The sequence below is a fragment of the Candidatus Zymogenus saltonus genome (genome assembly GCA_016929395.1).
GTDB classification, from domain to species: domain Bacteria; phylum Desulfobacterota; class Zymogenia; order Zymogenales; family Zymogenaceae; genus Zymogenus; species Zymogenus saltonus.
The window spans coordinates 47177-59448 of the sequence record JAFGIX010000032.1; the positions used below are offsets into that span (position 1 = coordinate 47177).

Sequence of the window (12272 nt, forward strand, 5' to 3'; positions counted from 1 at the left end):
GTTTATGAACGGGGGATACTTGAATAAAGTATTGCGGGTAAATCTTACCGAAGAAACAAGCAGAGTGGAGAGTCTCGAAGACGGCTTCATCAGGAAATACCTCGGCGGGAGGAGCCTCGCCCTTTATTACCTATTGAGGGAGACAGCCCCGGGCCTCGATCCCTTATCCGAAGAGATCCCGATCATTTTCGCGACCGGGGCGCTCACCGGAAACTCCGGCCCCGCAATACCGAGGTATACCGTCGTCACGAAGTCCCCGCTGACGGGGGGCCTCGGGGCCTCGGAGGCGGGCGGCTTCTGGGGGCCGGAGCTCAAGTTTGCCGGGTACGACGCCCTGATAGTGGAGGGTAGGGCGAAAAAGCCGGTCTATATTTGGATTAAGGACGACGCCGTCGAGATAAAAGACGCGGGGAAAGTCTGGGGCCTCGGGACATACGAGGCACAGAATCTGATAAAGGAGGAGGTGGGGGAAAAGAGGGCCAGGATCGCGATTATCGGACCGGCCGGGGAAAACCTGGTCAGGTTCGCCAACGTCGGAAACGAGCTCGGCCACTACAACGGCAGGAACGGCCTGGGCGCCGTCATGGGGAGCAAGAATCTGAAGGCTGTGGCGGTAAGAGGGTCGGGAAAGCTAATGGTCTTCGACGAGAAGAGGCTAAAAGGTATCGCCCGGGAGTTCGCGAAGAGTTTCAAGGAAAACAGCCTCGGAAACACCCTCTTTGAATACGGCACTACTGCGACTGTGGAGGCCCTCGCCGGATTCGGGGCGCTCCCCACCCGGAACTGGGATACCGGGGTCTTTGAGGGGGTCGAGAACCTCTTTGCCGACGTATACAACGAGAAGCTGTTGATCGGGAGGAAGGGGTGTTACGCCTGTCCTATCAGATGCAAGAGGGTCGTCGATGTAAAGGACGAGAGGTTCTCGGTGAATTCCGAATACGGCGGGCCGGAGTACGAGACTATCGGGGCGCTGGGGTCGAACATGGGGATAGACGACCTGAACGTGGTCGCCAAGGGAAACGAGCTTGCCAATCACTACGGGCTTGACACAATCTCCCTGGGCATGACAATCTCCTTTGCGGCGAAGTGCTTCGAGGAGGGGATTATTACGGAGGAGGACACGGGGGGTCTCAGGCTCAGGTTCGGGGACGCCGATTCGTTCCTGAAGGCGATAGAGCTTATAGCGAAAAGGGAGGGCTTCGGCGACCTGATGGCGGAGGGCACAGCAAGGATGGCGGAGAAGATAGGGAGAGGCTCGGAGAAGTTTACACTCACCGTCAAGGGGCAGGAGGCCCCAATGCACGACCCGAGGACAAAAATCAGCGTCGGAATCGCCTACGCCACATCGGACATAGGGATCGACCACATGGTCGCCCCCCACGACGGATTTTTTACCGATTCCGAGTCTTGGTCGTTTAATAACGCAAGGAGGCTGGGAATCAAAGAGCCGACGGGGCTTTTCGATATGACAAAGACGAAGGTGAAAAACTTCGCCATTTTAAACCGCTATTATAGAATGATAGACGTGATAGGGTGCTGCTGCTTCGGCTTCGCCCCCAGAGGCCCGATGGATATCGAAACGTTTCTGGATATGATAAACGCGATAACGGGATGGGATACCGACTTCGAGGAGCTTCTGAAGTGCGGCGAGAGGTCGCTAACGATGTCGAGGATATACAACTTCAGGGAGGGATTCACCGAAAAAGACGATACCCTCCCCAAGAAGTTTTACGAGAAGATGGCCGATGGACCTTACAAGGGGAAGCTTGCCATCGACGGGGACAAGTTCGCCGAGCTGGTAAGGTTGTTTTACGAGGATCTCAACTGGGAGGGGGAGACGGGCCGTCCGACGAAGGAGGCGGTTGAGTCCCTCGGCCTCTCCGATTTGATCTGATCAGAATCGCTTTTGGCATTATATACATAGAGACGGTTTTAATGTAGGTGCGATGGTCATGTGGAATCCGGGACTTTTAAATGGAATGCGGAGTGATTCAAGGCTGTGTCAAAGGTAAAAGGGACTTTTTATGAGAATTGCGGTAATATCCGATGTCCACGGCAACCTTCCAGCCCTTAAGGTTTTTTTTGATCATATAGACAAGCTGAAGATCGACAGGACCCTGTGTCTCGGCGATCTCGTGGGCTACAATCCCTGGCCGAACGAGTGTGTCGGGATGGTGAGGGAAGGAGGTATCCCGACCATCATGGGCAACCACGACAGGGTGGCGTCCGGGATCGAGGAGCCGGATCATTTCAACCTCGCCGCGAAAAGGGCGATACTCTGGACGAGAGAGGCCCTGAGCGGGGACAAACGGGACTGGCTCTCCAAACTCCCGGAGAGACTGCTCGTGAATAATCAAATTGTCCTGGTTCACGGCTCTCCGTCGAATCCGAACGAGTATATTTTCTCGGCCGATTCGGCCATCTATAACATGGAATTTATGACGGAGCAGTTCGGGGTGTCTCTCTGTTTTTTCGGGCACACCCATGTTGTGGCGGCTTATTCACTCAAATCGAAAGAGGTCTCTTTCCTTGAAGGGGATACGATAAATATCGAAGATGAAGTTCAGTATCTGATAAATCCGGGGAGCATCGGCCAGCCCAGGGACGGCGATCCCAGGGCCGCCTTCCTCATATTTGACGAGGAGGAGAAGAGAGTCGAGTTTCACCGCTTCCCGTACGATATTGATCGTGTGTACAAGGCGATAATTGACACGGGTCAGGATGAATTCTTGGGCAAGAGGCTTTATTTGGGGAGATAATGTTATACAGATGAAAAATCTCTTGATAAATTTCAGCTATAATGTTAAATTATCCATTAATAACCTGTTTCAGATTTTTTTAGGGAGGACTCAATGAAGAAGATAGCTATCCTGTTTTTCACATTCATGTTGGTTTTTGCCTTCTCATTTTCGGCCCTGGCCGCGGACGTAGCGGCGGATATTGCCGAGGCGGACACCCTTTATGACAAGGGGGATGTCGCATCCTATAAGGCGGCGGCGAAGCTTATGGAGCCTTACATCGGAAAGAACGAAGATGCAACATGGAGGTACGCCAGGGCCACCTACAGCACCGCGGTTCGTCTGACGGATGCAGCGACACAGGAGAAGATGTTTGAGAAGGCCTATAAGGCGGTCGAGCCCTACTTCAACAACGGCTCCAAGAATATAGGGACAAACTACTGGTTTGCCCTCTGCGCCGGGAAGTACGGAAAGATCAAGGGCGTTGTAAAGACGCTGTTTCTTGTCAAGCCGATGAAGAACGCCTGTAAAGAGGTAATCAAGCAGAATCCCGGATACGAGGACGGGGCGGCCCTTACCATCCTGGGCGCCATTGAGTACGAGGTCCCCGGGGGAGACAAAAAGCTTACCATCGACTACTGCACTAAGGCCCTGAAGTACGATCCGAACGCAATCGTTCCCAACATGTATCTGGCAAGGGCGTATTACAAGATGAAGGAATATCCTAAAGCCAAGGAGAGGCTCGAACACGTATTGAACAATTGCAAGGCCGTTACTAAGGACGAAAAAAAGGATATGGAAGAGGCGAAGGAGCTCCTTGAAAAGGTAAAAGAGAAAATGTCGTAATTAAATAGAATCGGATCGCAGATGTAAATCCAGGTTTACACCACCTTTTCAATGAATCGTTTTGACTGAAAAAAAGCTTGTAAATGATAATCTTCTGTGATAGATACAGTACAAAGTTATATAATTTTTTCAATAAGAAGGAGGACCTTATGAAAAAAGTTGCTGTTTTACTGTCTCTGGCCCTGATTATAGGCATTTGTTGTGTCCCGGCGTTTGCCGAGGATAACAAAGAAATAATAGCCAAAGCGGACGAGTTATATGATGCCGGAACCTTGGCGTCATATAAAGAGGCAAAGACGCTCCTGGAGCCGCTGATCGGAAAGGACGAGGAGGCTACGTGGAAGTTTTCCAGGGCTTCTTATCAGATTGGAGTAAGGACGACAAACAAGGAAACGAGAAAGGCTATTTTCGAGAAGTCCTTCAAGGCCGTAGAAGCTTACATTAACGCCGGCTCCACCGTTCCCGGCACCAACTACTGGTATGCCTTGAACGCGGGTCAGTACGGGAAGCTCAAGGGCGTGCTGAAGAGCCTTTTCCTTGTAAAGCCGATGAAAAAGGCGTGCAACAACGTTATTGCAAAAGACCCCGGCTTTGAGGACGGCTCCGCATACACGGTCCTCGGCGCCATCGAGTACGAGGTCCCCGGAGGCGATCTTGACAAGTGCATCACCCTCTGCAAGAAGAAACTGGGATACGAACCCGACGATATGACGGCGAATTTGTACCTCGGCAAGACCTATTACAAGAAGAAAGATTACGCCACCGCAAAGAAGTATATCGAGCACATGATTGCCACGGCAAAGCCGAAGACCGCCAACGACAAGGAAGACGTTGCGGAGGCCAAAGAGCTCCTCATCGAGATAAACAAGAAGCTGGCAAAATAATTGCGGCAAATGGATCGACTGTAAAAAGTAATGGGGGGCTTTGTTTAAAAGCCCCCCCGTTTTAAATCATTTGAGAATAGTTGAGGATCAAGGATGGACATCATTAAGAAGGCCGTCAAAGAGGGCCAAAAGAGCCTCTCGGAGCATGAGTCGAAGCTGTTTCTGAAATCGTACGGGATAACCGTAACGAAGGAGGAGCTGGCGTCTTCCCCTGAGGAGGCGATAAAGATCGCAAAGGAGATAGGATACCCGGTGGTGCTTAAAGGGAACTCCCCGGAGCTTACCCACAAGACGGAGATGAATGTCGTCGAGCTGAACCTGTCAAACGACGACGAGGTCAGAGCGGCCTACGACAGGATCATGAAGACGGGCGTCGTGCCGAAGGGCGGGATACTCGTTCAGGAGATGATAAAGGGACAGCGGGAGCTCGTTATAGGACTCACCCGCGATCCCCAGTTCGGCCCCTGCGTCATGTTCGGCCTCGGCGGAATATATACCGAGATCCTGAAGGATGTCTCGTTTCGGGTTGCGCCCCTCACGGAGTACGACGCAATGCAGATGATGGAAGAGATAAGTGCCAAGAAGATCCTCGATGAGTTCAGGGGAAAGCCTGCCGTAAATAAAAAGCTCCTCGCCGAGGCCCTCATCAGCGTCGGAAAGATAGGCCTGGAGCACGAGGCGGTGAAGGAGATAGATATAAATCCGTTAATCATCCTGGGAGACAAGCCGATCGCCGTAGACGCCCTCGTTATCCTTGGGAACGGAAAAGATAAGTAGGGAGTCTTTTCATCCGCCTTTTGCCTTTGCCTTCTGAAGGTTGGTTTGTGAAAAAGCCGTCTGTGACAAAGTATGGAGCTTTTCATCCATCTTTTACCTCAGGCGGTTTTGTGTTTTCAATGCTTTAATACTTGATGAGCGTAAAATCGGGATAGTGGTGTAATGAGTGTAGTGGGAATGGGAGCGGGGTGATCGTAAAAGGAGATCAGGGCTTTATTACGCTGCAAGCTGTAACATGAATTCTTTGGGGTGCTACCACATTACGGAGGCACGGGGCCGACCGCCGATTGGGCCGGCATTTTAGGGAGGGGGGCAGTTGGTTTATAAAATTTTTAAATATCCAAACATCCGGCGTCATGGCCGGTTTTTTATTGGTGAAAGGTCGTCGGAATCACTTCTTTTTAAAAGGTACAAACTACGGGAAATCTCGAAGGTAGGGACGGCAGGCTTAAAAACCCTTTCGGTCTTCTCAATAACCGGCGGCGTATGGCGCCTCTCAAATTAGAAAAACGCGGTCGGCGACATTAGTAGAGGCTGTAAAACAACCGCCGTGACTCAATCTCCTCCGAGGTGCAAACTTAAAATAGTTGCGAAAGACAAGGGGCTTAAGCCCCTTGTAAAAGTAGATAATTAGACGCAAAGATAAAACGATGTGGTTAAGCCTCAGTATCGATATGAAATCACCAAAATCCCCGCCGTAGTCGTTAATCCCGCCCCCTCTCGATTCCTACAGGCGACCGATGGGTTGAGGCTACTTCAATCCGAGCATGACCTTCGCCTCCTCCACCGTGGCCGGCTCCCTGCCGAGATCCCTTGCGATTCTCACCATCCTTTCCACGAGCTGGGCGTTGCTCTCAGCCAAAACCCCCCGGGAGTAGTAGATGTTGTCCTCCATCCCCGTCCTGATGTTTCCTCCCATGGTCATCGCCATGACCGTCATCCTCAGCTGGTACCTCCCGATCGTTATGACCTGCCAGGTGGAGCCTTCCGGAATTTCATTAAGGAGCGTCATTATGTGTCTCGGGTCGGGCGGTATCCCCCCCATGATACCCATGACGAAGCTGAAGTGTACGGGCGTCTTCAGTATCCCCTTCTCCACAAGCTCCATGATGTTTGCGATGTGGCTTATGTCGTAGACCTCCACCTCGACCCCTATCCCCTGCTCGTTTAGGCCCGTGACGTACTTCTCGTTGAACCAGAGGGGATTTTCGAACGTGCTGGAGCCGTACTTTGTCCTGAACTCGAATGTCCCCGCGTTTATGGTGTGCATCTCCGCCTGGGGCGAAATGGTGAGGAGTCCGAGGCGCTGATCAAGGTTGGCAACCCTGATCTCTCCCTTCTCGTCGATGTAGGCGCCGATGCCGTTTCCTATCTGGCGGATGATGGGAGACTTCTCCCCGATCAGACTGAGCGCCTTGTTGTATATGTTCAGATCGGCCGTGTTGAAGCCGTCCGGCCCCCTCACGTGGAGGTGGAGCACCGCCGCCCCAGCGTTGTAACAGTCGAGCGCCGCCTGGGCCTGCTCCTCCGGCTGCTCCGGGATGTTCGGGTTCATCGGCTTTCCGTGGATCCCCCCGGTTATGGCCGCTGTTATAATAACTTTTTTGTCTGTAAGGATGTCCGGGTTCATTTTGGAGTTCTCCTCAATACAATTCTAAATTTAAACTTTGCCCCCGAGCGTGATGCTTGGAATCCTTAGGGTAGGCTGGGCGTCGGAGACCGGCACCCCCTGTCCGTCCTTCCCGCAGGTGCCGATTCCGTATCCGAGGTCGTTTCCGACCATGTCTATCTCCATCAGAACCTGTGGGCCGCTCCCTGTGAGGATTGCCCCCCTAACCGGCGGCCCCACCACTCCCCCCTCGATCATGTAGCCCTCCGAAACCTCAAAGACGAACTGGCCGTTCACTGTGTTGACCTGTCCGCCCCCCATCTTCTTTACAAGGAGACCCCTGTTAACCGAAGACAGTATCTCCTTCGGATCGGATTTCCCGGGAGCGATCATTGTATTGGTCATCCTCGGGATCGGCTTCTGCCTGTAGGACTCCCTCCTCCCGTTTCCGGTGGATTCTTTCCCCTCCCTTATCGCAGAGAGGTTGTCGTACATGAAGCTTACGAGCGTGCCCCCGTCCACGAGGATCGTCTTGCTTGAGGGCGTTCCCTCGTCGTCGAATAGAAACGACCCACGCTTGTTCGGGATGGTGGAGTCGTCGATTACCGTGATCAGCTCGGAGGCGACCTTTTCCCCGAGCCTCCCCGAGTAGACCGAGAGCTTCTTAGACGCCAGGTCCGCCTCGAGGCCGTGTCCCACCGCCTCGTGGATCATCGTCCCCCCCGCCTCGGAGGAGAGGACGACGGTCATCGTGCCGCCTGGGGCGCGGTCCGCCTTCAGCATAAGCCTGGCCCTGTTCGCGGCGATGAGCGCCACCTCCGCGGGCGACCTCTCGTCGAATAGCTCGAAGCCCACCGCCCCGCCGATCGGCTCGTAGCCGGTCTGGATGCTCTCTCCGTCCGTAACCACGACCTGGGCCAGAAAGACGGAGCCTGTTCTTTTCTCGTTGGTCACGCTGCCAAAGGAGTTCGCCGTTAATATCTCATTCGTGCCGTCCCTGTAGACGACCTTTACCTGGGAGACCTGCTTCTCGCCCCGCGCCGCCTCGTTAGCCTCGACCACCGCCCCGATCTTCCTCTCTATATCCACATCGGCGGGGTCGATCTTTATCTTTTGGGAAAAGCAGGGTTTAAGGGCCTCAAGCGTAATGTCCCCGGGGGAGTTTCCTGCCTTTGATAGTGCGCCGGAGAGGTCGTCCGCAATTGAAAGAAGAGCGGCCTCCTCCGTATCGTTGGTGTAGGCGTAGGCCGTCCTGTGGTTCTTGATGAGCCTCAGGCCCACCCCTAAGTCCCTTCCGGAGATGACCTTTTCTATCTTGTCGTCTTCGCAGATTATCGAGGTGGCGTAGCTCCTCTGGCAATAGATGTCCGCGTACTCGCCCCCGTTTTTCAAAATGGCCTTCAGGATTTTTCCTGAATCTATATTGACAAAATTACTCATATATTATACTCAACCAATCGACTTAGTAAGTCCACAAACCTAAAAAACCATCCTAATCAACCAATTAGATCAACCAAGCAATCCACCAAAACAATCCACCCACCCTCCATCTAAAATATCCCGGTGACCCCCGCCTCAATATCTGCCGGAGAAATAGTCCCTCAATATATCCGCGTGGTCGAAGGCGATGGGGGAGGGTAAAGTGTTTTCGGTGAAGACGCCGATATTCTTTGCGTCGTCGGCGGCCCTCGGCTCCCCCTTAGCCTGGGCGATAAAAACCATCGTGATAGAGTGGTGCCTCGGGTCCCTGTCGGGTAAAGAGTAGGCGTGAAACTGCCTCATAAGCTCAACATCGAGGGAAGTTTCCTCCAGCGCCTCTCGAACCGCCGCGTCCTCAAGGGACTCCCCCCAGTCGACAAAGCCGCCAGGGAGCGCCCAGCCGTGGGGGGGGTTTTTCCTCTCTATTAGGACGATCGCCCCTTCCCTCCCCTCAAGCTCGATGATAATATCGACCGTCGGAAAGGGATTTCGCCTTGTTTTCTCTCCGGTCATTTTTTAAGGCTCGCGGTTTCAAAGAAAAAAGATGGTAACACAATCGTATGAGGGTTGTCAAAGTTTTTTATCTCTTGACGGTCTCGTAGATAGAATGATATAGTCTATGTCTATGCTTGAACATGTCGGAATATATGCGGGGATTTTCGTAACCTCCTTTATAGTCGCCCTCTCCGGGGCAATAATCCCCGGGCCCCTCCTTACGGTCACGATAACCGAGAGCGCCAAGAAGGGGAGCTGGGTAGGTCCGCTCCTCATCGTCGGGCACGGAATACTGGAGCTCGTCGTCGTGATCTTGATCCTGGTTGGCCTCGGGGAATTTTTCAAGGAGGACAAAATCCTGTCCGGAGTGGCCTTCATCGGAAGCGCCGTTCTCCTCTGGATGGGGATCGGCATGATAAGGAGCGTAAAGACGATCACACTCATGGGAGAAGAGGAGAGGCTTAAGAATAGCAGTCTATCGAGGTTTCTGAAAAACCCAGTGCTGTCCGGGATTGTCGTCAGCCTCGTGAATCCCTACTGGGTCATATGGTGGTTTACTATCGGCCTTGCGTATACTTTTATGTCGATGAAGTTTGGCGCCCTGGGCATCGTCACCTTTTTCGTCGGACACATCCTCGCGGATTTTGCGTGGTACACCTTCATCTCGTCATCGGTAAGCTACGGGAAAAAGTTCTTTTCGGACAAGGTATACAGGGGGGTAGTCGGGGTGTGCGGCGTTTTGATGATGTTTTTTTCCGTCTACTTTTTCAAGGCGGGATTTGACTACCTGTTGAAGATATAAGGATTTGCATAAGGATTTGATATGGCCATAAAATTCGGCACCTCCGGATGGAGGGGGGTAATCGCGGATGACTACACCGGCTTCAACGTAAGGTGCGTGGCCCAGGCGATCGCGGAATACGTGATCAGAGAAAAGGAGGAGAAGGAGGGACTGATCGTCGGTTACGACTCCCGCTTCCTGGGTGAAAGGTTCGCCGAGTATGCGGCCCGGGTGGTGGTCGGAAACGGAGTAAGAGTCCTTTTTTCAAGAGAGGCGGTGCCTACGCCCACAATAGCCTTTGGCATCGTATCCGGAAAGGCCGCCGGCGCAATAAACATAACCGCAAGTCACAACCCCTACGACTACAACGGCATAAAGTACTCCCCGAAGTGGGGGGGGCCGGCCCTCCCCGAGACCACGAAATGGATCGAGGATCGGGCAAACGAGGTGGTGGGCACAGGCAAATTCAAGGAGATGGCCGAGGAGGAGGCGAGATCGAAAGGCCTCTGGACGGACGTCGACCTGAGGCCCGATTACCTCGATGAGCTGAATCGAAAGATAGACTTCGCCGTGATAAAGAAGTGGGGGAAAAAAGTGGCCTACGACCCCCTCTTCGCCACGGGCAAAGGTTACCTCGACCGGGCGCTTTCGGAAAACGGAATAGACACAGCCGTTATCCACAACGAGGTCGATCCCTACTTCGGGGGCGGGGGTCCCGATCCATCGGAGGAGAAGCTTAATGAGCTTTCCCGGCTGGTGAAAAACGACAAAAAAATCAGCCTGGGACTAGCCACCGACGGCGACGCCGACCGCTTCGGAATCCTCGATTTCGACGGGACGTTCATAGAGCCGAACTACATCATCGCCCTCTTGTTGGACTACCTGATCAGAGTAAGAAAATTCGAGGGGGGGGTCGCGAGGACAGTCGCCACGACCCACCTGATCGACGCCGTGTCCAAGTACCACGGCGTGAAATGCTACGAGACACCCGTGGGGTTCAAATACATCGGCGAGTATATCTCTGGGGGCGAGGTGGTCGGTGGGGGGGAGGAGAGCGCCGGCTTCTCGATCAAGGGCCACCTCCCGGAAAAGGACGGCATCCTGGCCTGCCTCTTGACCCTCGAGATGGTAGCCAGGGAGAATAAATCGATAAAGGAGCTCCTCGATGAGCTCTACAAAAGGGTTGGGACGTTCAAGACCCGTCGCGTAAACCTGATGTTGACCGAGGCCCTCGACCTAGCCTTCCCGGAAAAGATGAAGACAGACCCCAAAGATTTTGCCGATATAAAGATAAAAGAAAAAAATACCATCGACGGAACAAAATATATCCTGGAAGACGGCTCCTGGATACTCTTCAGGAAATCGGGAACAGAGCCGGTCGTTCGTATCTACGCCGAGGCAGAGGACGACAAGGAGCTCGAAAGGATAATCGAGTCAGGTAAAAAGTTCATCCTCGGGACTTAAAAAGGAGTTAAAAAATTGAAAAAAATAAAGACCGTATTTATTGTAGCCGTACTTATTTCCATTCCGATTTTGCTGTTTGGAAAGGATGATAGGGCGGTGACGGGTGAGGACACGCCCAAGATGCGAGAAGCCTACGAGATGTACGTCCTTGGGGAGGGAAATCCCGCTTTCGCCATGAACAACGAGGCAAATTTCTATCTCATAAAGGGGGACACAGAAAACGCGATTCTGAAATACCTCGAGGCGCTGAAGGTCTCCCCGGGAAACGTCCTCATCTCCAACAACCTCTCATGGGCTTATATTGTGGCGGGTAAGTACGAGAGGGCGAAAAAGCTTCTGGAGAAGACGATAGTTGTCGCCAAAGAGGGCGCTTCGACGAACTTCTACCTCGGGGTGGTCAACCTGAAGCTCGGAAATATCAATGACGCAAAAAAATACCTTGAAAAAGCCGTCGAGCTCGATTCCAATCACCCATACTCTCACTACTACCTCGCTAAAACTTACGAGGCCGAGGGATTTATCCAAAAAGCGGTCCTCGAGGCGGAGACGGCCGCATACATCCTCGGAGATGTGTGGAATCCGGAAGTGGCGCTCTATCTCGGCAATCTCTACGGGCAGGCGGGGATGTTCCAGAAGGCCATACTCCAGTATACAAAGCTGGTCGACGAGCCGGAGTATGCCTTTGAGGCCTACTACGGTCTAGGCGTCTCGTACGGCCACTTCAACGACTTTGATAGATCGGAGAAAAACTTCCTGAAAGCCAAAGAGTTCGACAAAAAAGACCCCAGGGTCTACTTCGGACTTGGAAAGATCTACTCCACCAAAGAGGATGAATTAGGAAAAGCCCTGAAAAACGCCGAAAAGGCGTTGAGCTTGGACGAAAAAAATCCGAGATACTTCCACCTGATAGGCTGGATATACTATAAAATGGGCGAGTATGAAGACGCCCTGAAACACTTCAGGCTGGCCCAGAAGTACGATCCCGAAAACAAGGAGTATGGACGACAGATCAGGACCCTTGAGCGGGCACTAAATGAAAAATGACAAATTTTAACAACATATCTGCTTGACAAAAAAACTTTTTTTTGATAAATTCTTAACCTTCATTGCACAGATCGAGCGGGAATAGCTCAGTGGTAGAGCATCGCCTTGCCAAGGCGAGGGTCGCGAGTTCAAATCTCGTTTCCCGCTCCATTAAA

The 12272-nt window shown here is 52.7% G+C and carries 11 protein-coding genes and 1 tRNA gene; 9 read left to right on the forward strand and 3 right to left on the reverse strand.

The window, feature by feature from the left end; translation table 11 throughout:
* Positions 1-4: 4 nt before the first annotated feature.
* From JW984_06845 to JW984_06865, 5 genes are all read left to right on the forward strand, one after another.
* Complete coding sequence (locus JW984_06845) at positions 5-1894, forward strand: aldehyde ferredoxin oxidoreductase family protein (GenBank protein ID MBN1572901.1); 1890 nt, start codon at positions 5-7, stop codon at positions 1892-1894.
* Between the two features lie 130 nt (positions 1895-2024).
* A complete protein-coding gene (locus JW984_06850) occupies positions 2025-2759 on the forward strand; it encodes a metallophosphoesterase family protein (protein ID MBN1572902.1) in 735 nt (244 codons plus the stop codon).
* Between the two features lie 93 nt (positions 2760-2852).
* Complete coding sequence (locus JW984_06855) at positions 2853-3584, forward strand: hypothetical protein (protein ID MBN1572903.1); 732 nt, start codon at positions 2853-2855, stop codon at positions 3582-3584.
* 149 nt (positions 3585-3733) lie between these two features.
* The gene (locus JW984_06860) at positions 3734-4468 is read left to right on the forward strand and encodes a hypothetical protein (GenBank protein ID MBN1572904.1); all 735 of its coding nucleotides are present in this window, start codon (positions 3734-3736) and stop codon (positions 4466-4468) included.
* Positions 4469-4561: 93 nt separating this feature from the next.
* Entirely contained in the window at positions 4562-5245 is a 684-nt protein-coding gene (locus JW984_06865; protein ID MBN1572905.1) for an acetate--CoA ligase family protein, read from the forward strand.
* Positions 5246-5996: 751 nt separating this feature from the next.
* Here JW984_06865 and JW984_06870 read toward each other — a convergent pair.
* From JW984_06870 to JW984_06880, 3 genes are all read right to left on the reverse strand, one after another.
* On the reverse strand, positions 5997-6875 hold the full coding sequence (locus JW984_06870) for a 3-keto-5-aminohexanoate cleavage protein (GenBank protein MBN1572906.1): 879 nt from the start codon (positions 6873-6875) through the stop codon (positions 5997-5999).
* A gap of 30 nt (positions 6876-6905) precedes the next feature.
* Positions 6906-8294 carry a TldD/PmbA family protein gene (locus JW984_06875; protein MBN1572907.1) on the reverse strand — a complete coding sequence of 463 codons (1389 nt, stop codon included), beginning with the start codon at positions 8292-8294 and terminating at the stop codon, positions 6906-6908.
* 135 nt (positions 8295-8429) lie between these two features.
* Positions 8430-8846 (reverse strand): NUDIX hydrolase, encoded by a 417-nt coding sequence (locus JW984_06880; protein MBN1572908.1) that lies wholly within the window; start codon positions 8844-8846, stop codon positions 8430-8432.
* Between the two features lie 106 nt (positions 8847-8952).
* On the opposite strand from JW984_06880, the gene JW984_06885 reads away from it, so the two are divergent.
* The 4 genes from JW984_06885 to JW984_06900 all read left to right on the forward strand — a co-directional run bounded on the left by JW984_06885 (position 8953) and on the right by JW984_06900 (position 12267).
* Entirely contained in the window at positions 8953-9630 is a 678-nt protein-coding gene (locus JW984_06885) for a LysE family transporter (GenBank protein MBN1572909.1), read from the forward strand.
* Positions 9631-9651: 21 nt separating this feature from the next.
* Positions 9652-11073: a phosphoglucomutase/phosphomannomutase family protein gene (locus JW984_06890; GenBank protein ID MBN1572910.1), complete on the forward strand. Its 1422-nt coding sequence runs from the start codon at positions 9652-9654 to the stop codon at positions 11071-11073.
* Between the two features lie 15 nt (positions 11074-11088).
* A complete protein-coding gene (locus JW984_06895; protein ID MBN1572911.1) occupies positions 11089-12117 on the forward strand; it encodes a tetratricopeptide repeat protein in 1029 nt (342 codons plus the stop codon).
* Positions 12118-12192: 75 nt separating this feature from the next.
* A tRNA-Gly gene (locus JW984_06900) sits at positions 12193-12267 on the forward strand.
* The last annotated feature ends 5 nt before the right edge of the window (positions 12268-12272 follow it).